At 67.2% G+C, this 22,122-nt stretch carries 22 protein-coding genes; 12 read left to right on the top strand and 10 right to left on the bottom strand.

Annotated features, from left to right (window positions below; genetic code table 11):
* Positions 1-28: 28 nt before the first annotated feature.
* Positions 29-1,027, top strand: a complete 999-nt coding sequence (locus tag HLG70_RS01370; RefSeq protein WP_171664694.1) for an FAD:protein FMN transferase — start codon at positions 29-31, stop codon at positions 1,025-1,027.
* Positions 1,028-1,093: 66 nt separating this feature from the next.
* Here HLG70_RS01370 and HLG70_RS01365 read toward each other — a convergent pair whose 3' ends face one another.
* Positions 1,094-1,879: an inositol monophosphatase family protein gene (locus HLG70_RS01365; RefSeq protein WP_171664695.1), complete on the bottom strand. Its 786-nt coding sequence runs from the start codon at positions 1,877-1,879 to the stop codon at positions 1,094-1,096.
* Between the two features lie 131 nt (positions 1,880-2,010).
* Between HLG70_RS01365 and HLG70_RS01360 the strand changes: the two genes are divergently transcribed.
* Positions 2,011-2,787, top strand: coding sequence for an RNA methyltransferase (locus tag HLG70_RS01360; RefSeq protein ID WP_171664696.1), 777 nt, complete (start codon positions 2,011-2,013; stop codon positions 2,785-2,787).
* A gap of 64 nt (positions 2,788-2,851) precedes the next feature.
* Here HLG70_RS01360 and HLG70_RS01355 read toward each other — a convergent pair whose 3' ends face one another.
* Complete coding sequence (locus HLG70_RS01355; protein WP_171664697.1) at positions 2,852-3,841, bottom strand: Bug family tripartite tricarboxylate transporter substrate binding protein; 990 nt, start codon at positions 3,839-3,841, stop codon at positions 2,852-2,854.
* Positions 3,842-4,001: 160 nt separating this feature from the next.
* On the opposite strand from HLG70_RS01355, the gene HLG70_RS01350 reads away from it, so the two are divergent.
* Positions 4,002-4,763: an IclR family transcriptional regulator gene (locus tag HLG70_RS01350; RefSeq protein WP_171664698.1), complete on the top strand. Its 762-nt coding sequence runs from the start codon at positions 4,002-4,004 to the stop codon at positions 4,761-4,763.
* 24 nt (positions 4,764-4,787) lie between these two features.
* Here HLG70_RS01350 and HLG70_RS01345 read toward each other — a convergent pair whose 3' ends face one another.
* The 5 genes from HLG70_RS01345 to HLG70_RS01325 form a co-directional block, all read right to left on the bottom strand.
* Entirely contained in the window at positions 4,788-5,621 is an 834-nt protein-coding gene (locus HLG70_RS01345; protein WP_171664699.1) for a mechanosensitive ion channel family protein, read from the bottom strand.
* 101 nt (positions 5,622-5,722) lie between these two features.
* Complete coding sequence (locus HLG70_RS01340) at positions 5,723-6,832, bottom strand: DUF1513 domain-containing protein (protein ID WP_171664700.1); 1,110 nt, start codon at positions 6,830-6,832, stop codon at positions 5,723-5,725.
* Entirely contained in the window at positions 6,822-7,910 is a 1,089-nt protein-coding gene (locus tag HLG70_RS01335) for an imelysin family protein (RefSeq protein WP_171664816.1), read from the bottom strand. The genes HLG70_RS01340 and HLG70_RS01335 overlap by 11 nt, the downstream gene beginning before the upstream one ends.
* On the bottom strand, positions 7,910-9,427 hold the full coding sequence (locus HLG70_RS01330) for a di-heme oxidoredictase family protein (protein ID WP_171664701.1): 1,518 nt from the start codon (positions 9,425-9,427) through the stop codon (positions 7,910-7,912). Before HLG70_RS01330 ends, HLG70_RS01335 begins: the two co-directional genes overlap by 1 nt.
* On the bottom strand, positions 9,424-10,722 hold the full coding sequence (locus tag HLG70_RS01325; RefSeq protein WP_171664702.1) for an imelysin family protein: 1,299 nt from the start codon (positions 10,720-10,722) through the stop codon (positions 9,424-9,426). Before HLG70_RS01325 ends, HLG70_RS01330 begins: the two co-directional genes overlap by 4 nt.
* 203 nt (positions 10,723-10,925) lie before the next feature.
* Here HLG70_RS01325 and HLG70_RS01320 point away from each other — a divergent pair, with 203 nt between their 5' ends.
* The 3 genes from HLG70_RS01320 to HLG70_RS01310 all read left to right on the top strand — a co-directional run bounded on the left by HLG70_RS01320 (position 10,926) and on the right by HLG70_RS01310 (position 13,801).
* Positions 10,926-11,852 (top strand): LysR family transcriptional regulator, encoded by a 927-nt coding sequence (locus HLG70_RS01320; protein ID WP_171664703.1) that lies wholly within the window; start codon positions 10,926-10,928, stop codon positions 11,850-11,852.
* A gap of 106 nt (positions 11,853-11,958) precedes the next feature.
* A complete protein-coding gene (locus HLG70_RS01315; RefSeq protein WP_171664704.1) occupies positions 11,959-12,759 on the top strand; it encodes a class II aldolase/adducin family protein in 801 nt (266 codons plus the stop codon).
* Between the two features lie 82 nt (positions 12,760-12,841).
* On the top strand, positions 12,842-13,801 hold the full coding sequence (locus HLG70_RS01310) for a Bug family tripartite tricarboxylate transporter substrate binding protein (protein WP_171664705.1): 960 nt from the start codon (positions 12,842-12,844) through the stop codon (positions 13,799-13,801).
* 3 nt (positions 13,802-13,804) lie between these two features.
* On the opposite strand, the gene HLG70_RS01305 is transcribed toward HLG70_RS01310, so the two are convergent.
* The 3 genes from HLG70_RS01305 to HLG70_RS01295 all read right to left on the bottom strand — a co-directional run bounded on the left by HLG70_RS01305 (position 13,805) and on the right by HLG70_RS01295 (position 16,900).
* A complete protein-coding gene (locus HLG70_RS01305) occupies positions 13,805-15,124 on the bottom strand; it encodes an MFS transporter (protein ID WP_171664706.1) in 1,320 nt (439 codons plus the stop codon).
* A 45-nt stretch (positions 15,125-15,169) separates the two neighbouring features.
* Positions 15,170-15,856: a DUF4286 family protein gene (locus HLG70_RS01300; protein WP_171664707.1), complete on the bottom strand. Its 687-nt coding sequence runs from the start codon at positions 15,854-15,856 to the stop codon at positions 15,170-15,172.
* Between the two features lie 132 nt (positions 15,857-15,988).
* Positions 15,989-16,900, bottom strand: a complete 912-nt coding sequence (locus tag HLG70_RS01295) for a LysR family transcriptional regulator (RefSeq protein ID WP_171664708.1) — start codon at positions 16,898-16,900, stop codon at positions 15,989-15,991.
* Between the two features lie 230 nt (positions 16,901-17,130).
* On the opposite strand from HLG70_RS01295, the gene HLG70_RS01290 reads away from it, so the two are divergent.
* From HLG70_RS01290 to HLG70_RS01265, 6 genes are read left to right on the top strand one after another with little or no spacing between them, the layout of a single operon-like run.
* Positions 17,131-18,138, top strand: coding sequence for an ABC transporter substrate-binding protein (locus HLG70_RS01290; RefSeq protein ID WP_171664709.1), 1,008 nt, complete (start codon positions 17,131-17,133; stop codon positions 18,136-18,138).
* A gap of 3 nt (positions 18,139-18,141) precedes the next feature.
* The gene (locus HLG70_RS01285) at positions 18,142-18,954 is read left to right on the top strand and encodes an ABC transporter permease (protein WP_171664710.1); all 813 of its coding nucleotides are present in this window, start codon (positions 18,142-18,144) and stop codon (positions 18,952-18,954) included.
* Positions 18,955-19,776 (top strand): ABC transporter ATP-binding protein, encoded by an 822-nt coding sequence (locus HLG70_RS01280; protein WP_171664711.1) that lies wholly within the window; start codon positions 18,955-18,957, stop codon positions 19,774-19,776.
* A gap of 32 nt (positions 19,777-19,808) precedes the next feature.
* On the top strand, positions 19,809-19,991 hold the full coding sequence (locus HLG70_RS01275) for a DUF4089 domain-containing protein (protein ID WP_171664712.1): 183 nt from the start codon (positions 19,809-19,811) through the stop codon (positions 19,989-19,991).
* Positions 19,988-21,373, top strand: a complete 1,386-nt coding sequence (locus HLG70_RS01270; protein ID WP_171664713.1) for an AtzE family amidohydrolase — start codon at positions 19,988-19,990, stop codon at positions 21,371-21,373. Before HLG70_RS01275 ends, HLG70_RS01270 begins: the two co-directional genes overlap by 4 nt.
* Before the next feature lie 24 nt (positions 21,374-21,397).
* On the top strand, positions 21,398-22,105 hold the full coding sequence (locus tag HLG70_RS01265; RefSeq protein ID WP_171664714.1) for a GntR family transcriptional regulator: 708 nt from the start codon (positions 21,398-21,400) through the stop codon (positions 22,103-22,105).
* Positions 22,106-22,122 lie beyond the last annotated feature (17 nt).

The following is a 22,122-nucleotide window of genomic DNA, read 5'->3' as shown; positions in this document are numbered from 1 at the left end:
CGTCAGCCTTCCATCCATTCAAATCGCCATGATCAATCCCGCCCGCCGCCGCTTCATCGGCATCGTCGCCGCGTCATCCGCGCTGGCGCTCACTTCCAGCCCCCTGCGGCGCGCGCACGCCGCCATTGCCCCCACCTGCTGGCAAGGGGCGGCCCTGGGCGCGGACGCGGAGCTGAGGCTCTATCACCCCGACCGGCAGGCCGCCGAACGCTTGATTGCCCAGGCGCTGCAGGAACTGCGCCGCCTCGAAGGCATATTCAGCCTTTACCGCGACGACAGCGCGCTGGCCATCCTGAACCGCCAGGGATACCTGGAGAATCCCCCTTCCGACCTGCTTCGCCTGCTTGGCGAGAGCCAGCACTACGCCGTGCTGACGGGGGGCCTGTTCGATCCCTCCGTGCAGCCGCTGTGGCGCGTGTATGCGGAGCATTTCGCCCAGGCGCAGGCGGATCCGGCCGGACCGCCGGCCGCCGCGGTCGCGTCGGCGCTGGCGCACGTTTCCTACCAGGGCGTGGAGCTCGATACCCAGCGCATCCAGCTGCGCCCAGGCATGGCGCTGACGCTCAATGGCATCGCCCAGGGCTACATCACCGACAAGGTGACGGACCTGCTCAGGAACGGCGGACTGGAGCGGGCCCTGGTCGACATGGGCGAGATACGCGGGTGGGACCCGTCAGCCAGCCCGGCCGGGTGGCGGGTGGGGCTGGCCGATCCCCAGGCGCCCGAGCAGATCCTGGCGCAGGTTCCGATCGGCAATCAGGCCCTGGCGACATCCGGCGGCTATGGCACGCCGCTGGATGCGGCGGGCAGGTTCTCGCACCTGTTCGATCCGCGCAGCGGCCATGCCCGCCCCCGCTATCGCAGCGTATCCGTCATGGCGACCACCGCGACGGCCGCGGACGCGCTGTCCACGGCCTTCTCCCACATGCCGCTGGAGGACACGCAGAAAATCGTGCGCAGCCTGGGCCTGAGCGCCTGGATGGTGCTGCCGGACGGCAAGCTCATCACGCAGACCGGCCGCTCCTGAACGGCAACACGCAAGACAAAAAAAAACCGGCCTGCTGGCCGGTTTTCTTTTGCCTGCGCAAGCGCGTCAAGCCGCCGACGGCGGATTCAGCGCGGACAACATCTGCGTGAATATCTTCGGGCTGGCGGCCAGCACATTGCCGCTGTCCATCCAGCCTTGCTCACCGTCGAAGTCGGCGACCAGGCCGCCGGCTTCCAGAACCATCAGGCTGCCCGCGGCCAGGTCCCAGGGCTTGAGGCCCACGCCGCAGAAACCGTCCAGGCGGCCGGTGGCTACATAGGCCAGGTCCAGCACGGTGGAGCCCAGGCGGCGCACGCCGGTGGCGCCTTCGGCCATCTGGCGGAAACGCTGCGAGCCCGTTTCCGGATCGCTGGCGTTGGGCCAGTGGGCGCCCAGCAGCGCATCGTGGTAGCGGGTGCGGCCCGAGACGCGCACGCGGCGGTCGTTCAGGAAGGTGCCGCTGCCGCGGCTGGCCGTGAACAGTTCGTTGCGCGACGGGTCATAGATGACCGCCTGCGTGACCTGACCGCGCTGGGTCAGCGCGATCGACACGGCGTAGTTGGGCAGGCCGTGGATGAAGTTGGTCGTGCCGTCCAGGGGATCGATGATCCACTGGAACTCGGCCTGGTCCGGACCTTGCAGCCCGAACTCCTCGCCCAGCACGGCATGGTCCGGGTAAGCGGCATGCAGCGTTTCGACGATGGACTCCTCGGCGGCGCGATCGACTTCCGTGACATAATCGCGCGGCCCCTTGCGAGCCACGCTGAGTCGTTCCAAATCCATGCTGGCACGGTTGATAATGGTGCCGGCACGCCGGGCCGCCTTGATGGCGATATTGAGCATCGGGTGCATAAAATTCCGTACGAATGCGATGAGTTGGCTTGATGGTAGGCCGCTTGCCGCCCCCCGGGTCCGCCGTTGCCCCAACCGGGGAAATCGACCCAAAAAACCAGGAAGGCACTAAGCCAAACGTGCCATTTTAAATGACTCAAGCATTTTCACGTGTTCGCTTCGTAATGGTGAACCCCAGCCACCCCGGAAACGTCGGTTCGGCGGCCCGCGCGATCAAGACGATGGGCTTCTCCGAACTGGTTCTGGTGGAGCCCAAGTTCCCGGATGTAACCAGCCAGCCGGAGGCCGTGGCGCTGGCCAGCGGCGCCCTCGACGTACTGGAAAATGCCCGGATCTACGGCTCCCTTGAAGAGGCGCTGGCCCCGGTCACCATGGCTTTCGCCCTGACCGCCCGGGTCCGCGACCTGGGCCCCCCGCCCTGCGATATCCGCCAGGCGGCCGATCTGGCCTGCGCCCATCTGGCCGAAACGGCCGAGGGCGTGGCCGCCGTAGTGCTCGGCACCGAACGCGCAGGCCTCACGAACGCCCAGATCGCGCTGTGCCATCGCATTTGCCACATCCCTGCCAATCCCGAGTACAGCTCGCTGAACGTCGCCCAGGCGCTGCAATTGGCCGCCTGGGAGCTGCGTTACGCCCTGCTGGTGGACCAGGGCGCCGCCCTGCTGCCCGCGTCGACCGCCCAGGAGTCCTCGCGCGGCGCCGAGCCCGCATCCAGCGAAGCGGTGCAGGCGTTCCTGGCGCACTGGGAAGAAGCGCTGATCGGCGTGCAGTTCCTGGATCCGGCCCATCCCAAGAAGCTGATGCCGCGCATGCGGCACCTGTATTCCCGCCTTTCGCTGACCCGCGACGAGGTGGACATGATGCGCGGCGTCTGCACCGCGATGCTCGCGAAGGCCAGAAAAAAATAGGGACGGGCATCGCCCGTCCCTCGCGCATCGATATCCCGGCGGCCTGCCGCCGGGGAACCGAAGATCAATCCACCGTTGCGCCGGAGGCCTTGACCACCGGGGCCCAGCCTTCCACTTCCGACTTGATGAACTGGCCGAATTCGGCCGGCGTCGTCTTCACGCCCACGGCGCCCAGCTTTTCAAAGCTGGTCTGCACGGAAGGCTTGTCCAGCGCCTGCTGCATGGCGGCGTTGAGCTTGTTGATGACCTCCGGCGGGGTGCCGGCCGGCGCCAGCAGGCCGAACCACGACGACACGTCGAAATCGGCAAAGCCCGATTCCTTCATGGTGGGCAGGTCCGGCGCGCTCTTGGAGCGTTCGCTGGTCGTCACGGCCAGGGCGCGCAGCTTGCCCGACTGGGCGTGCGGCCAGGCCGACGGCATGTTGTCGAACATGAACTGCACCTGGCCGCCGATCAGGTCGGTCATGGCCGGGGCGCTGCCCTTGTAGGGCACGTGCAGCACGTCCACGCCCGCCTTCATCTTGAACAGCTCGCCCGCCATGTGGATGGAGGTGCCGCTGCCGGACGACGCGAACGCCAGCTTGCCGGGATTCTTCTTGGCGTATTCCACCAGTTCCTGCACCGATTTCACGGGCACCTGGGGATTCACGACCAGGATATTGGGCACCTTGGCGCCCAGCGCCACCGGCGCGAAGTCGCGGGTCAGGTCGAACGAGACGTTCTTGTACAGCGTCTGGTTGATGGCGCTGGTCACGGCCACGAACAGCAGCGTGTAGCCATCGGGCGTGGCGCGCTGGACCTGGTCGGTGGCGATGTTGCTGCCGGCGCCAGGCTTGTTCTCGACCACGAACGATTGGCCCAGGCTCTCGGTAAGCTCCTTGGCCATGATGCGGGCGATCACGTCGGTGGTGCCGCCAGCCGAAAAACCGACCACGATGCGGACGGGCTTGTCAGGATAGGCTGCGTGGGCGGAACCCATTGCAAATGCGCTTGCGGCGGTGGCCAGAAGGGTGGCGGCCAGACGCCGCAGGCCAGGCTTTTGACCTGTAGTCATAGTGTCTCCGTGCAGGTACTGTCCATTACATGGACGATTCGAATTATTGGATGGTGCATTCTGAGCTATACACACGGGTTACATCAAGGTAGAGTCCACGCTACGGACAATGGTTTTCCCTTGTCGGTTCCGTGATAACCCATAGTTTTCAGAGATTTGCATGCAAGACAGCGATGCCGCGGCCGCAGGCCCACGCACATTGCGGCGCGGTCTGGCCGTCCTGGCCGCCCTGCGGGACCAGGGCCCCGACGGCCTGAGCGTGACCGACATTGCCCGCCTGACGGGCATACAGCGCCCCACCATCTACCGACTGCTGGCCGCCCTGCTGGACGCGGGGCTGGTGCTACCGGTGACGGGCACCAAGAAATACCGTGCCCAGCTTGCGGTGGACCCGGACACGCGTTCGCGCGATCCGCGCGTGCGCCAGCTGCTGCCTGTGTTGCGCCGCCTGGCCGACCGGACGGGCGACGCGGTGTTCCTGGTGGTGCGCGAAGATGACGACTCGATCAGCCTGCACCGGGAAATCGGCAGCTATCCCGTGCAGATCCTGGCCACGTACGCCGGCAAGCGGCAACCGCTGGGCGTGGGATCCGGCGGCATGGCGCTCTTGGCGGCCCTGCCCGACGACCTCGCGCGCGGCATCGTCGAACGCAATTCCGGCAGGCTGGACGAATACGGCGGCATGACGCCCCAGGAGATGTACCGCCTGATCGAAAACACCCGCGCCCGCGGGTATTCGGTGGTCGGCAACCACGCGGTGCGCGGCGCGCTCGGCGTGGGCTGCGCGCTGCTCGATGCGCAGGGCGCGCCGCTGCTGGCCGTCAGCGTCACCGCCATCATCGACCGCATGCCGGCGCAGCGCCAGCGGGAGATCGCGGGCTGGATCAAGGCCGAGCTGGCCCGGCTGTCGATGCAGGCCTGACCGCCGCAGCGGCCAGGCCCGATATCAGGCCGCGGCCCCGGCCTTGGGATTCTGGATCTCACGCAGCGGGATCGGGGCCTGGAAGCCGGCCTCTTCCAGCGAGCTGCGGATCTGCTGGTACAGGCCCCAGCGCAGGTCCCAGTACTTGCTGGCTTCGGCCCACACGCGCACGTTCACGATGACGCCGTTCTCCTTGTAGTCGACCACCTTCACCAGCGGCGCCGGGTCCTTCAGCGCATCGGTACGCGCATCCACGATCTGCTGCAGCTTGGCCAGCACCACGTTCAGGTCGTCGCCATATCGCACCGGCACCGGGATATCCAGGCGACGCGTCTTGTTGCGGCTGTAGTTGGTGATGGTGGCGTTCCACACGGTACTGTTGGGCAAGGTCAGATGGATGCCATCGCCCTGGACCAGGCGCGTCAGGAACAGGCCGACCTCTTCGACCGTGCCTTCCACGCCGGAGCTCAGCGCCACGTATTCGCCCGCGCGGATGGGACGCAGCATCAGCAGCATGATGCCCGCCGCGATGTTCTGCAGCGTCCCCTGCAAGGCCAGGCCGACTGCCAGGCCGGCGGCGCCCAGCACCGCGATCAGGCTGGCCGTCTGCACCCCGAAGCGCGCCAGCACCGCGATCACCGTGAAGATCCGCACCGCCCAGACCACCGTGCTGTAGAACATGGGCACGATAGTGGGGTCGACCTTGCTGGAGCGCGTCGCGGCCCGACGGACCCAGCCACCCAGCAACGACGAGACCCACCAGCCGATGACCAGGATCAGCAAGGCGATGAGCAGATTGACACCCATATCCATCAGCCTGGGAGCCCAGACGTTAAATTCTTTTACGGCTTCATCCATGGAACCTCCTGCGAAAAAAAAGCGACCGAAAACTGTATCAGATGCGGAATGCGCAAAGGGCCGCGTAGCGGCCCTGTTGTGTCAGGCTTTGTAAAGACGCGTCAGGCGGGAACGATGCGGAAGTGATTGTCCCAGGACAGCTCGCGCGACGGCGGCAGCAGCGCTTTCTCCTGCCCCGCGGCGTCCGTTCGCAGCATCGCGCCAAGGCCGCTGCTGACCAGAAAGCCCGTTCGCGCGGCGGGCGCCACGCCACAGCCGTCGGCCAGCGCGGTGGTGCCCAGGCATCGTCCGCTGGAGGCGTCCCAGTAGATGACCTGTCCGCCCACGGGGCTGGACGTGGCGACGATGCCGCCCGATGCGTCTACGGTTACCGAGCCGACATAGTTGCGCATGTTGCGCAGCGTCTCTGGCGGCCCTTCGAACAGTTCCAGCCGGGCGCCGCGCTTGTGCCTGCCCACCAGCGCCGGGCGGTCGGCGGCCGGCCCCATGTACTGGCAGCCAAACCACACCGCGCCGTCGGCCGCCAAGGCCAGGTGCCGGATCGACAGGCGATGCAGTTCGGGACCCAGTTCCACCTTTTCCAGCAGCTGGCCGCTGGCCGCGTCGATGTAGGCCAGGGACGGCCGCATCGTGTCCAGGTTCAGTTCCAGCTTGCCGTAGTCGGGATGCGTAAGGATGCCGCCGTTGGCCACGCACAGCGTCTTGCCGTCGGGCATCAGCACGACCTCGTGCGGACCGATGCCGCCGGAGTCGAACTCGCCGACTCGCCGGTATCCGCCGCCCGGCGTGGCATCGTACAGGCCCAGCACGCCGCGCCCCGCCTCGAAATCATTCTCGGTGGCGGCCAGCAGGCGGCCGCCATCCACATAGGCTCCATGGCCAAAGAAATGCCGTTCCTCGTGCAGGGGCAGCGCCACGGGCTCGCCGCCGTCCAGGGAAAATCCCAGGGCGAAGAAACCCGGCTGGCGGCCGAACACCACGGCGCGCCGTCCGGCGGGATCGATTGCAAAGCTGTGGCCTCGCGCCGGCATGGGGATGGCCAGCCGGTCGCGGCCCGCCTCGTCCAGCAGCACGGCCTCGTCGCGCCCGCCACGCTTGCGCGCGCTCAGGTACAGCGGGCCGCCCCCGGCGGGCAGGACCGCCCGCGCCACGCCGGGCGACAGCCCCAGGGCCGCCGCCAGCGACAGGAAGCGACGGCGGTCAATCGCCATCGAGCGCATTGAATCCGATGGTGACGCCCAGCGCCGGCGCCAGATCCTGATCGACGATGGCCTTGGCGTTCTTGATGGTCAGCGATGCCAAAAGCAGCAGGCGGCGCCCTTCTTCGCCCGCCAGCGCCTGGTCCAGCGGAACCGGCACGGCCCGCAGGGTTTGCGCGGCGCTGGTGAGTTCGCCGCGCACGGACACGTCCATCCACTCGCCGCCCGGCGGCAAGGGATAGCCGCCCGCCTGATAGAAGGCCTGCAGGCCGTCCAGGTTGGCCGCGAGCAGCTGCGTGGACAGGTTGCTGCGCCAGAACGCCGCGCGCTTGGGCCGCGCGGCTTCGGGCGTATCGCCCAGCACCGGGACGATCTTCACGTCGCGCGCGAACTGCAAGCCGGTGGACAGGGCCTTCATGGCCTCCGCCGCCACTTCCTGCGGATCGCGATACAGGTCATTGCCCGGATGGGGCTTGGCGAACTGCCGGCCAAACTCGCCCGTGGCGCTCCAGGCCTCCCCCACATCGCGGGAGATCGCCGCGACGTTGGCGGACACCGCGCGGGCGTAGCCGCAGGCATAGGCAAAACCTGGCGCGCCGCTCTGCTTGAGCAGAGCCGGCTCGCCGTACAGCACGTACTCCAGGGCGGGCAGCCCTTGCACCGCGACGCTGCGCCCGGCCAGGGCGCCGGGCTTGAGCAGCGCTTCGTCCTTGGCCGCGATCAGCGCCTGCACCTGCTTGGGCATGACGCCGCGGGTGTCGGGCCAGAACGCCAGACGCTCGAAGCGATTGGCCTGCACCAGCGGCCCGAAGCGCAGGATCTCCACGCCCGACCAGGCTTGAGCCAAGGTCGTGAAGGCCTCGCCGACGCGCGCGGCGCCGGCCGCATCGGGCTTGGCGCACCAGCCGCCCAGCGCGCCATCCAGGGACGCCGCGGCGTCCGTCATCTTCGCCACGGCGGGCCGGGCGTAGTCGCGCGCCAGGCGCTCGCCCAGGTCGGCGGGCAATTCGGCCCGCGCGGCCAGCGGGGCCGCCAGCATCAGCGCCGCGAGCGCGGCTTTCTTGAACACACGCTTGGCTTGTCGCTCCATCACAAGGACTCCAGGAAGCGGATCAGGTCGGCGCGCTCTTCGGGCGTCATGGCCACGACGCGGTCGCGCGCCGGCTGGGCCACGCCGCCATGCCACAGCACGGCTTCGAGCAGGCTGCGGGCACGCCCGTCATGCAGCCAGGTCGCATTGGGATTGACGGTCTTGGTCAGGCCGATGCCCCACAGCGGCGGCGTGCGCCATTCGCGGCCATTGGCCAGCCCGTCGGTCACGCCGTCGGCCAGATCGTCGCCCATGTCGTGCACCAGCATGTCGGTGTAGGGCCAGATGAGCTGAAAGCGATGCTCGGGCTGCTTGGCATTGCGGCTCGTCACGTACTTGGGCACGTGGCAGGCGACGCAATTGGCTTCGTAGAACAGCTTCTTGCCGGCCAGCACGCGCGCGTCGTCGGCGTCGCGCCGCTGCGGCACGGCCAGGTTGGTGGAATAAATGGTGACGAAGTCCATCAGCTTGGCCGGCACTTCCTCCGGGCCGAAGCGCGGCTGCGCGCCGTGCGGCATGTCCAGGCATTGCTTCTGCGCGGGGGTGCAGTCGCCGGAATGCTTGGGGAACATGGGCGTGGACAGCCCCATGTCGTTGGAGAAGGCGGCGGCGCTCTGCTGCTCCACCGTGGGCTGCCCGGCCTTCAGGTTGAAGCGGCCCAGCACGCGGGCGCCGGTGCGCGCATCGGTGACCCAGTTGGCCTTGCCCACGATGCCGTCGCGCTTGTCGGCGCCCACGTTGGCCAGGATGTCGGCTTCGTGGACGGATTCCAGCAGGCCCAGCCCGATCATGGGCGGCGCCAGTCGCGGGGAGATCTGCGTGTCGGCGCGCATGGGGCCATAGCCCAGGTTCTCGATGCGATACGTGGGCTTCATCAAGGTGGCGGTCTCGCCGCCATTCAGCGCCACCGGCACGGGCTCGTACTCGATCTCCATGCGGCCCTCGGCGGGCAGGCCCGCCACCGCGAAGTTCTGCAGCTGCACGCCGTAGACGGGTTCGGGCAGGGCCGCGATGTCTTCGGGGGCCAGCTTGGGATGCCCCCGGTCGGCGCCGGCCGGCACCGCCAGGCGCAGCAGCAGCGCCACGGCATCGGTGCGTTCCAGCGGATCGAATCCGGGCACGGTGCCGCGCCCGTCCTTGGTATGACAGGCCTGGCAGGAGCGCGCGTTGAACAGCGGTCCCAGTCCGTCGGACGCCTGCGTGGACGCGGGCGCGGACACCCAGTCCTTGCGGAACAGGCCATTGCCGACCTGGAATTCCTGGCGCCCCTCAAAGCTCATGTTGGCCGACGGCTGGGAGAAGATGTCGGCGTTGATGAGCTTGTTGGTGGTGGCGGCGCCCGCCTGCATGGTCTCGAAGGTTTCCACCTTCGAAAAATCCCGCGTGGGCGCCGTGATGGCGGTGACGCGCTTTTGATCTTCGGGCGTGAGGTCGTCACGCCCGCCAGGCACTGCGGGTGCGGCGGCGGCGCCGGTGTGAGCCGACGCCGCCAGTATGGCGGCTAATACGAGTTTCACTTGAATACGGCGTCGGGTTTATCCAGGCTATCGGAACCTTCGATGGCAACCTTGCCCAATTCCAGCAGCGTGATCACGCGCTCCAGGCTGCGGGTCTGATCGACCAGGCGGTCGATGGCGGCCTGCACCACGGCGTTGCCTTCCTTGTTGCCGTCGGCGATCATCTGATCGTAGGTCTCGACCGTTTCGGCACGCGTCTTCATGGCCTGCATGGCGGCGACCGTGGCGTCCAGCTTGGCGCGCACTTCGGCGTCCAGCTTGGCGTCCTTGGCCTTGACCAGTTCGGACAGGCTTGCGCCCGTGACCTTCTTGCCATCGATGCGCGTGTACGAACCCAGGTAGACGTTGCGGATGCCGATCTGGTCGTAGTAGTGCGAGTTGTGCGTGTTGTCCGAGAAGCAATCGTGCTCTTCTTCGGGATCGTGCAGCATCAATCCCAGCTTCATGCGCTCGCCGGCCAGTTCGCCGTACGACAGGCTGCCCAGCCCGGTCAGCATGGCGATCAGGCCGGCCTTGGGATCTTCCTCTACCGCCTTGCGCGCGGCGCCGTCCTTCTTCCAGTTGCCCACCATTTCTTCCAGATCGGTCACCAGCAAATCGGTCACGGCCTTCAGGAATTCGATCCGGCGTTCGCAGTGGCCGCCCGTGCATTGCTTGGGATCGAAGTCCGTGTGCGGACGGTTGCCCGAATGGCGCTCCTGCGGCGTGCCCTTGCGGTCGGCGGGCGCGGCGCCCGTGCCGTTCAGGTCCTGGCCCCACAGCAGGAATTCGATGGCGTGGTAGCCCGTGGCCACGTTGGCTTCGTTGCCGTCGGCCTCGTGCAGCACCTCGGACAGCAGTTCGGGCGTGATCTTGCTGACGTCCACCGTCTTGCCGCCGACCGAAATCTTGGAATTGGCGATGACGTTGACAGCGTAGTAGGCGTTCTCGTCGTTCTCCGTGCCGTAGGAGGCGTCGACATAGTCGATCAGGCCTTCATCCAGCGGCCAGGCGTTCACGCGGCCTTCCCAGTCATCGACGATGGGATTGCCGAAGCGGTAGGCCTCGGTCTGCTGGTAGGGCACGCGAGCCACGAGCCACGCTTCGCGCGCGGCTTTCAGGGTTTCGGCGCTGGGCTTGGCGACCAGGGCGTTGATGGCGTCGCGCAGCTTCTTGGCGGATGTCAGCGAGTCTTCGTAGCCGGCCAGCGCCAAGTCCGAATAAGTGGCGACCACGGCCTTAGGCTCGACGGCGGCTTGCGCCGTCCCGCCGTACACCGCAGCGGCCAGCACCGCACCCAATAGCAACTTGCGCATCGACTTTCTCCCGTAATTCGAACGGCGCCGCCCCCGCGGCGGCCCGCTCCGACATGAAATTTTGTGGATGCGAGTGTAAACAATTTTCGTTTGATGTTCAGGCGGAATTCAGATAGCTGACAATTTTTTGAATAGAAAAGTATGCTGCCGCGAGTAGAAAGCGGCCATCCCGCCCCTTTTTTCACTCCTCTTCTCCGTCCGCCATGGAACTCCGTCAACTCCGCTATTTCGTCCGCGTCGCCGAACTGGGCAGCATCGGCCGCGCCGCCCGTGACCTGGGCGTGGTGGCCTCGGCGCTGAGCCAGCAGATCAGCCGGCTGGAAGGCGAGCTGGCCACCCGGCTGCTGACACGCAGCCCCACGGGCGTGGTCCCTACGCCGGCCGGCACGGCCTTCCTGCGCCAGGCGCAATTGACGCTGCGGCACGCGGAGAACGCCGTGGCGGCCGCGCGCGAGGCGCGCCTGGCCGGAACGGTAAGCGTGGGGTTCGCGCCCACCACCGCGTCGCTGCTGGGCCGCCCGTTCTATGCGGCCATGACCGAGCGCTATCCGAACGTGCGCCTGCACCTGGTTGAAGGGCTCTCTGGCAATCTGGGCGAACTGCTCAATGCCCGGCGCCTGGATCTGGCCGTGCTGTTCCAGAACGACAGCGCGCAGGGCCGCAGCGTGATACCGGTGCTGGACGAAAAGCTGTTCCTGCTGGCCCTGCGGGGCATGATTCCCCTGCCCGACGGCGAGCCCGCCCGGCTTGAGCAACTGGCGGGGTTGCCGCTGGCGGTCACCAGCAAGGCGCACGGACTGCGCGCCTGGGTCGAGGCGGCCTTCGAGCGCGCCGGCATCGAACCCTGGATCGGCGTGGAAGTGGACGGCCTGACCACGCTGATGGACCTGGTGCAGGCCAACCCCATCGCCACGATCCAGCCCGGCGCCGCCGTGGCCCGCGTGGAGTCCGGCGTGTTGAGCATGCACCCGATCGACGACCCTTTTCTCTTTCGCCGCAACCAGATCTATTGCATCAGCGACGATGAGCTGTCGCCCGCCGCCCTGGCGGCGCGCGTCGTGCTGCTGGACGTCATGCGCGCGCTGGTGCGCCACGGCGGCTGGCCCGGAGCCACCCTTCTGGATTCGTGATGCCCTCATGCCCCCGGCATGCCTAGGCGGATGCCACCCGGACGGATAGATTGATATTCATCAAGCTATCGCGCTGTGCGGTGGCGTTCGACCTTCACGAATTCCGATGACTACTCATTCACCGCGCCCGGGGAATCTGGGCATTTCCTCCATGCGGCCGCACTGCTCCGACCTGGAATGGCAGGCCCGCGTGGACCTTGCCGCCTGTTACCGCCTGGTCGAGATCTACGGCATGGCCGACATGATGGCCAACCACATCTCGGCGCGCGTGCCGGGCGAAGACAACGCCTTCCTGATCAACCCCTACGGGATGATGTACGAGGAAATCACGGCATCCAGCCTGATCAAGGTCGACGTGGACGGCACCATCCTCGCCAAGCCGGATTTCGGCGAACTGGACTACGGCATCAACAAGGCCGGCTACGTGATCCACAGCGCGGTGCACGCCCACCGGCACGACGTGGACTGCGTCATCCATACGCACAGCTGGGCATCGATGGCCGTGTCATCGCTGGAGTGCGGGCTGCTGCCCCTGACCCAGACGGCGATGCGCTTCCTGAAGATCGGCTATCACGACTACCAGGGCGTGGTGCTCGGCACGGACGAGCAGGCCTCGCTGCTGCAGGACCTGGGCCAGGGCGAAGCGCTCATCCTGCGCAACCACGGCGCGATGACCGTGGGCCGCACCGTGGGCGAAGCGTTCAACTGGATGCACCGGCTGGAACTGGCCTGCCGTTCCCAGCTTGCCGCGATGGCGACGGGCGCGCGGCTGCAGGCCGTGGCCGCGCCGGTGCTTGAGGAAACCTGGAACAACTACCAGCCCGGAACCCGGCGCCCCTATGGCGTGATGGAGTGGCCCGCCCTGCTGCGCAAGCTGGACCGGCTTGATCCGGGATACCGCGACTGAAGTCCTTTGCTTTCCCAGGCGCCGGCCGGCGTGGCGGCACGGCGCCAGCAATGACACCACAACAACCACGCGAGGAGACATCATGAATACTCCCCAAGCCTTGCTCGCTGTTGCCGCGCTGGCTGGCGCCTGTATCGCGCCGCCGGCCAGCGCCGCCGACTATCCAGACCGGCCGGTGAAGGTCATCGTGGCGTTCTCGCCCGGCGGCACCACCGACACCCTGACCCGCAGCGTCACCAACACCCTGACGCAGAAGCTGGGCCAACCCTTCGTCGTCGAAAACAAGCCCGGCGCGGGCGGCAACATCGGCACCGAATTCGTGGTGCGCGCCGCGCCCGATGGCCACACACTGATCGTCAACTCCGTCGGCCCCATCGCCGTCAACCCCTCGCTGAACAAGCTGCCGTACAACCCGCTGACCGATCTGATTCCGATGGTGCAGATCGCCACCGTGCCCAATGTGCTGGTGGTGCCGCCGTCCTCGCCCGCCAGGGACATCCAGGGCTTCCTGAAGTACGTGAAGACCGCAAGCCAGCTCAACTACAGCTCCACGGGCGTGGGCACCTCGTCGCATCTGTCCAGCTACATGCTGATGGACGAGCTGAACGTGAACGCCACGCACGTGCCGTACAAGGGCGCGGACGCCGTCAACGACCTGCTGGCCGGGCGCATCGACTTCATGTTCGCCACCATCCCCTCGGTGATCGGACATATCCGTTCGGGCAAGCTGCGGGCCCTGGCGGTCAGCACGTCGCAACGGTCCGCGACGCTGCCCGACCTGCCCACCATCGCCGAATCCGGCTATCCGGGCTTCGACGCCGGCTCGTGGTTCGGCTTCTTCGCCCCCAAGGGCACGCCGCAGCAGGTCGTGGACATCGTCAACCGCGAAGTCAATGCCACCCTGCCCGCGCTCAATGAACAGATGCTGCGCGAGGGCGCCGAGCCGGTGGGCGGCACTCCCGCGCAGTTCTCGGCCTTCATCAAGCGCGAACACGACAAGTGGGCCGTGCTGGTGAAGAAGTTCGACCCCCAGGCGCATTGAGCCTCAGCGCTGCAGCGGTGACTTGGCGGTTTCGCGGGCGGCCAGCACGGCCACCGCGGTCACCACCAGCGCCGCCGCCACGTACAGCGAAATCGCAAAGGTCGAATTCCAGGACTTGTACAGGCTGGCGATGATCAGGGGCGCGAAGCCGCCGCCCACGATGCCGGCCAGCGTGTAGGCCAGGGAAGAGCCCGCGTAGCGCACCCGGCCAGGAAACTGCTCGGTGATGAAGGCGGCTTGCGGGCCATACATCAGCGCATGGATCAGCAGCCCCACCACGACCGCGGCGCAGATGGCGATGGGATGCGCGGTATCCATCAGCACGAAGAAGACGAACGCCCAGATCATGCCCAGGACCGCGCCGGCCAGATACACGGGGCGCCGGCCGATCTTGTCCGACAGATGCCCGCACAGCGGCACGGCAATCGCGTTCAACGCGGCGCCCAGCATGGTGGCGGTCAGGGCCATGGGTCGCGACAGGTGCAGCACCGTGGTCACATAGGTCAGCGTGAAGACGACCACCAGCGCGTAAAGCACGTCCGAACCAATGCGGGAGCCGCCGGCGACCAGCAACTGCCGCCAGTGCTGGCCCAGCACTTCCTTGATGGGCGTGCTGGCGGTTTCGCGCTTTTCCTCCATCTCCAGGAACACCGGCGTTTCCTCGACGCCGCGGCGCAGCCACAGGCCGAACAGCACCAGCGCCACGCTGGAGACGAACGGCACGCGCCAGCCCCAGGCCTGGAAGTCTTCCGGGCTCAGGAAGGCCGACACCACGGCGATGAAGCCGGTGCCGATCAGCGTGCCGCAGGACGGCCCCACCTGCGTGAACGAGGCATTGCGCCCGCGCTGGTTCGGCTTGCCGTGCTCCATCGACAGCAGCACCGCGCCCGCCCATTCCCCACCCAGGGCCACGCCCTGCACGAAGCGCAGCGCCACCAGCGCCACCGGGGCCCACACGCCCCACGAAGCATAGGTGGGCAGCAAGCCCATCAGGCCTGTCGAGATCCCCATGATGACCAGGGTCGCGACCAGGACGAACTTGCGCCCCAGCCGGTCGCCCAGATGGCCGAAGACGAACCCGCCCAGCGGGCGCGACACATAGCCCACGGCGTAGGTCGAGAATGCCAGGATGGTGCCCGTCAGCGGATCAAAGGATGGAAAGAAGATGGAATTGAAGACCAATGCCGCCATCAGGTTGTAGATGGTGAAGTCGTACCACTCCAGCGTGGTGCCGACCGAGCTGGCCAAGGCCAGCCGGCGCATCTTGTTCGGCGCCGCCGCGGTCTTGACGGCCGCGGCGTCGTACAGTGTTTCTTCAGCCATGGATTTCCCCTGTATGTGTAGTGTGTGAGGCCGGGCGGGACGCGCTTAGCGCAGTTCCGACGCCGCCAGTTTCCAACCCAGTCCGAGTAGCCAGCCGTCGGACGGGTTGACGTTGAAGGCGCGGCCAGCCTGTTCCCGCAGCGCGCGCGCGCCCGATTCGGTGCTGGCCTCCACCACGAACAAGGGAGCCAGCACCCGGTTCTCCGTGGATTCGCGCGGCAGCGGCGTGCTGAGCGCCGCATCGGGCACCAGCAGATAGGACTGGACGAAGCCGTCCGCCTCGGCGAGTTCGGCGCCCACCTTGCGCGCCTGGGCAATCAGCGCCGCGGCACCGGCCGCCGCGGCATCGGCCGCCGCCGGCAAAGACAGCACCACGAGCTGGCTGCCGCTGCCGAAGCCCGTCACGGCCTCGACGGCGCACACCCGGCGCATCGGGTCGCGCATGCGGCCCAGGTTGGCCACGGACCACGGCGTCTGGCGCTCGAAGGCGGCGCGGTAGTCGGCGGTAGTGAAGGCGGCCAGCGATTGCGTGCGGTACAGGCCCAGGTACTTGCGGCCCCCATCCCGGGACAGGTAGCGCGCGCCCGACAGGAAGCCGGGGATACGCACGCGCTCTTCGACGTGTTCGCGGTCGTACCAGCGGTTGAAGTCGGCCTCGTCGGCGGCGTCTACGTCAGTCGCGACGAACAGCAGCCCATTGGGCGCAAGCGTGGATTCGGTGTGCGTGCTCATAAGCGGAAGAAAGGAAATTCCCTGGATTGCGGAAGGTCCAATCTTCAGCCGGCGGGCGGGTCGGCGACAAACGAGTAATTCTTCCTTGCAGCAACAGAATTACTGAAAGCCACCCTAGGGATAACACCGTTGCTATTGCGCCGAACCCATCCGCGGAGCCACGACGGAAGTCGTGAACTGATCCGAGGCGCGGCTGGCCAGTTCTGCGACCAGCCGGATGGCGTCCGATCCCGCGCTTTCCAGATAGCTCACCACCAGCAGCTGGGGCGGCACGGGCATGTCGCCGCGGATGATCTGCACCTCGCCGCGCGCGACATATTCGTAGATGGGCGGCAGCGGCACCAGCGCGCGGCCAAAGCCGCTGCGCACCAGCCGCGCCAGCGCGGAGATCGAACTGACGCAGTGCACCTTGCCCAGCGGCATGCCGGCCTCGCGGTAGAGCGCCTTGAGCGCCTCGTGCGGCTGCGATCCCGGGCTCATGGTCAGTACCGGTTCGCTCAGGAGTTGCTGGACCGTCAGCGTTTCCTCGTCGCCCGCCGGCCCCACCCAGCCCATTTCCATGGGCAGGCAGGCCGTGCTGATGATGCCGGCGTCGTTCATCAGGTCCGTCTGCAAGGCGATATCCAGCGTGCCCTCGCGCAATCCGCGATGCAGGGCGCGCGTGGTCTCGGAAGTGAGCTGCACTTCGATGCCCGGATAGGTGGACCGCAGGTTCGTCAGGAAACCGATCAGCCAGGTATGCACGACGGTTTCGATCGCGCCGATGCGCACCAGGCCGAACACGTCGTCGCCGCGCTTGCCCAGCGACAGGATCTGCTGGCGGATCTCGAGCAGGCGTTCGCCGTAGTCGAGCAGCCGGGTGCCGATGGCCGTGAGCCTCAACTCCTTGGCGTCGCGCTCGAACAGGCGGGCGCCTATGTCTTCCTCCAGCGAGGCGATGCGGTTCGCCACGGCGGCCTGGGTGATGTGCAGGCGGTCGCTGGCGGCCCGGAAACTGCCCAGGCGGGCCGACCACAGAAAAGCTTCAACAAAACGCGTGTTCATGGCCGACATGCTACCGCCATACCCGGTGGCGCGACATCCGCCGGGGTTATGTCCCCTTAAGTGGTGCGCCATGCACCAAAGTGGTTCATGCCGGGCACCAGACCGGCGCCCGGCAGGGGGCCGCCCATAGGGAAACGAAGCCCGCGAAAAAGCTGGCACGGGTATTGCTTGAAGACTGGTATGCAAGCTTGTCTACAAGCGCCACACCTCTCGCAGACCAGGAGCCTTACATGATCAACCGCAATGCGCCCTACGCCTTCAACGCCACCCGCCGCCGGCTGATCCAGGGGGCCGCGATGGGCGCCGCCACGCTGGCCGCGCCGGCGCTGGTGCGCGCGCAATCCGGTCCCGTCATCCGCATCGGCTTCTGGCCCGTCGCGGCCGGCCTGCCCTTTTACGCGGCGATCGAAAAAGGCTATTTCAAGGAAGTCGGCCTGAACGTCGAACCGCTGAAGTTCGCCGGCGCGCAGCAGGTCATGGAAGCCATGCTGGCCGGCCGCGCGGACGGCAGCGCCAACGGCACGGGCTCGGCCAACCTGGCCATCGGCGAAATCGCCTCGCCCGGCCTGTTCAAGATTTTTGCGTCCAATCCCAGCAACGCCAAGAACGTGCTGGACGAGTTCATCGTCGCGAAAGACAGTCCCATCAAATCCATAGCAGACCTCAAGGGGAAAAAGGTCGGATCTGGACCCGGCATCCAGAATTCCACACTGGCCAAAGCAGTACTGGAGCGCGCCGGCGCAACCGGGGCAACCGTGGTCGAGCTGGCGATCAGCCAGCACGTCGCCGCGGTTGCCGCCGGCCAGTTGGATGCGTGCTACACGCTGGAGCCCACGGGCACGGTGGGCCGCCTGAACGGCACCACCCGCGTGCTGGAAACCGGCGTGATTGCCAGGTACGTGCTGGGCGATCCCATGGCGCCATGGTTCGGCGGATCGGCCTCGCTGACCACCGCCTTCCTGAAAAAGCATCCTGAAGAAAGCAAGAAATTCATCGCCGCCTATGCGCGCGGCATCGAACTGATCCGCACGAAGCCGCAAGAGGCGCGTCCCTTCATGAAGGGCTACACCGCCATCGAAGGCCCGATGACCGAGGAAGTGCCCCTGGCCGCCTACACGCTCTACAACGAGTTCACGCCCAGCGACATCCAGTACTTCCAGAAATTCTTCGACCTCTTCACCGAAAAGGGCATCTTCGCGCAGAAGGTCGACGTGCCGGCCATGCTCTACAAGGGCTGAGCCATGAGCGCAACCACCGCAACCACCGCAGCCGGCGCCCCGGCCGCGAAGCCGCCGCGCAAGTTCGACGCCGCGCGCCTGCTGCCGCTGATCGGCCCCCTGGCCCTGTTCGTGGTCTGGGACCTGGTCGTGCGCCTGCAGCTGGTCAGCCCAGTGCTGCTGCCCACGCCCAGCGCCACCATCGTGGCGCTGGTGAAGGGCATGGCGGGCGGCCCGCTGCTGGGCGACTTCCTGTCCTCGCTCAACCGCACCCTGCAGGCCTTCCTGATCGCGGGCGTGATCGGCGTGCCGCTGGGCGTGCTGCTCGGCAGCAACGAAAAGGCCTATCGCAGCGTGGAGTTCCTGGTGGACTTCTTCCGGTCCACCCCCTCTTCCGCGCTGATCCCGCTGTTCCTGATGATCTTCGGCGTGACCGACATGAACAAGATCGCCATTGCCGCCTTCGCCGCGGTGCTGGTGATCCTGTTCAACAGCGCCTATGGCGTGATCAATGCGCGCAAGCAGCGCGTGATGGCGGCCCGCGTCATGGGCGCCTCGCGCTGGCAGATTTTCAAGGACGTGCTGATCTGGGAAAGCATGCAGCCTACCTTCGTGGGCCTGCGCAGCGGCGTGTCGATGGCGCTGGTCATCGTGATCGTGGCCGAGATGTTCATCGGCTCCGACAGCGGGCTGGGCAACCGCATCATCAATGCGCAGCAGGTGCTGAACGTGCGCGAGATGTACGCCTCCATCCTGGCGGCCGGCGCGCTGGGCTACGTGCTGAACATACTTTTTCTCGTGCTGGAAAAGCGCGTGGTCCATTGGAGCGGCCGATAAATGTCCACCGTCATCAATCCCATCATCGCGCCCGGCCCCGCCATCGCCCCCTTCGAGCCCGGTCCGCTGGGCACGCACATCACCATCCGCGGGCTGACCAAGTACTTCGCCGGCTGGCCGCTGTATGAAGACTTCAACCTGGACATCCCCAAGGGCAAGATCGTCTCGGTGTTCGGCCCCAACGGCTGCGGCAAATCCACGCTGATCAACATGATTGCCGGGCTGATCCCGATCGATTCGGGCGAGATCCTGTTCGACGGCAAATCGCTGGCGCAGACCAAGATCGGCTACGTCTTCCAGAACTACCGCGAGGCCATGTTCCCGTGGCTGCGCACCATCGACAACATCGCCTATCCGCTGCGCCTGGAAGGCCGCAGCAAGGCCGAGGTGGATGCGCGGGTCGACGAACTGGTGGCGTCGTTCGACGTCAAGTTCGACCTGAAGCGCTATCCCTATGAACTGTCCGGCGGGCAGCAGCAGACGGCGTCCATCATGCGCGCGCTGGCCCCGGGACCCGAGGTGCTGTTCCTGGACGAGCCGTTTTCCGCGCTGGACTTCGAGATGACGCTGTTCATCCGCGAAAAGCTGCAAGAGGTCTTCATGCAGACCGGCACCACCATGCTGCTGGTTTCGCATGACCTGGAGGAAGCCGTGTACCTGGCCGACCAGGTGCTGCTGCTGACCAAGCGGCCCACCCGGGTCGCGGAGATCCTGGACTACGGCGACGCGCGTCCCCGCAAGGTGGAGACGCTGTCCGAGCCCAGCTTCATCCAGATGAAGAAACTGAGCCTGGAGATCTTCCAGCGCGAAGTGCGCAAGTAGGGTTCACATCAAGTCCATCGCGAGAGTCCGTCATGACCCAGGAAACCATCGATCAATACGTCCGCAGCGCGCTGGCGCTGTCGGGGTACGCCCTGCGCGAGTCCACCACGGCGGAAGTCGTGCGGCAGTTCTCGCGCATCCACGATATCGCCGCCAGCTTCGTGGATGAGCCGCTGCCCGTGGAGCTGGAATCCGCCTCGGTGTTCCGTCCGTGAGCGGCCCCGCACTCGACATCGCGCGCCAGATCCGCAGCGGCGAACGCAGCGCCGCCGCGGTGCTGGACGCCACCCTGGCGCGCGTGCGCGAACGCGACCCCCGCTACAACTGCTTTACCGCGCTTACCGAAGGCCGGGCTCGCCAGGAGGCGGCCGCGATCGACGCGCGCCGCGCCCGCGGCGAAACGCTGCCGCCGCTGGCCGGCGTGCCTTATGCCGTGAAGAACCTGTTCGACATCGCCGACGAAGTCACGCTGGCGGGCGGTCGGGTAAACGCTTCCAACCCGCCGGCCCGGCGCGATGCGACACTGGTCGAGCGCATGCGCGAAGCCGGCGCGGTGCTGATCGGCGCGCTGAACATGGACGAGCACGCCTACGGCTTCACCACCGAGAACACGCACTATGGCGCCTGCCGCAATCCGCACGACGCCAGCCGCATCGCGGGCGGCTCCTCCGGCGGCAGCGCCGCCGCCGTGGCCGGCGGGCTGGTGCCGCTGACGCTGGGCTCGGACACCAACGGATCGATCCGCGTGCCGGCCTCGCTATGCGGCGTGTTCGGCCTGAAGCCCACCTTTGGCCGGCTGTCGCGCGCGGGCTCCTTTCCTTTCGTGGGCAGCCTGGATCATCTGGGTCCCTTCGCGACGACCGCCAGCGACCTGGCCGCCGCCTACGATGCGCTGCAGGGGCCTGACGTCGAGGACGTCGCCTGCGCGCAGCGCCCGGCCGCGCCGGTCCTGCCCACGCTGGCCGAAGGCGGGCCGTTGCGCGTGGCGGTGCTGGGCGGCTACTTCTCGGAATGGGCCGGTCCGCAAGCCCGCCGCGCCGTGGAGATCGCCGCGCGCGCGCTGAACGCCACCACCGTCGTCGATCTGCCAGGCGCCGCCCAGGCCCGCGCCGCCGCATTCATCATCACCGCGGCCGAAGGCGGCGCACTGCATCGCCGCAAGCTCGTCACGCACTACGACTACTACGAACCGCATTCGCGCGACCGCCTCGTGGCCGGCAGCCTGGTGCCCGCGGCATGGGTGCAGCAGGCGCAGCGCATCCGCCATCGCGTCTACCTCGAGGCCCTGGCCCTGTACGAGCGCTACGACGTGCTGATCGCCCCCGCCACGCCCGTCTCCGCCACCCCGATCGGCGCCGACTGGCTCACGCTGGCGGGCAAGGAATTGCCCGCGCGCGCCAGCATGGGGCTCCTGACGCAGCCGATCTCCGCCATCGGCCTGCCGGTGTGCACGGCGCCGACCTGGCCCGAACTGGAACAGGACGGCCACCTGCCGCTGGGCGTGCAGCTGATCGGCGCGCCCTGGCGCGAAGCCGACTGCCTGCGCGCCGCTCATGCGCTGGAGCTTGCCGGCGCGGCGCGTTCCCGCCCGATTTGAACCGCAACGTCAAAAGGCCAAGACATGGACACCGCTTTCGCCGCCATCGATATGCCGCGCACGCTGGCCGACACCGCGTACAGTTCGCTGAAACGCGACATCCTGGATTTCCGGCTGGCGCCGGGCGACCGGTTCACCGAAACCGAGATCGCCGAACGCCTGCAGGTCAGCCGCACGCCCGTGCGCGAAGCGCTGTTCCGCCTGGAGCGCGAGGGCTATCTGGAGGTGCGCCAGCGCAATGGATGGCTGGTCAAGCCGCTGGACTTCAACACGCTGGATCATTTCTATGAGCTTCGCAGCGTGCTGGAGGCGGCCGCCGTGCATGCGCTGTGCGCCCCCGGACTGGCGCCCGACCCCATGCGCGCGCTGCAGCCCCTGGCGGAGATCTGGCTGGCGGAGGAAAGCGACAGGTCGAATGATTGCGAATGGCTCGCCGACCTGGACGAACGCTTTCACATCGAACTGGTGGCCGCCGCCGGCAACCCCGAGATCGCGCGCGTGCACCGCGCCGCCACGGAACGGATCCGCATCGTGCGCCGGCTGGACTTCACGCAGCCGGATCGCATCGGCAAGACCTATGAAGAACACGGGGCCATCCTGACCGCCGTGCTCGCACGCGACGCGGCGCGCGCGGCCCAGCTGCTGCAAGCCCATATCCAGGACAGCCAGAACGCCGTGCGCAAGATCACGCTGCACCGGATGTACTCCACGCGCCGGGCAAAAGCCGCGTAATGGCGGCCCACCCCGCG

This window comes from Achromobacter deleyi, assembly GCF_013116765.2.
Lineage (GTDB): Bacteria > Pseudomonadota > Gammaproteobacteria > Burkholderiales > Burkholderiaceae_B > Achromobacter > Achromobacter deleyi_A.
The sequence above is the reverse complement of the archived record's forward strand: the minus strand, read 5'-3'. Positions and strand labels throughout refer to the sequence as shown.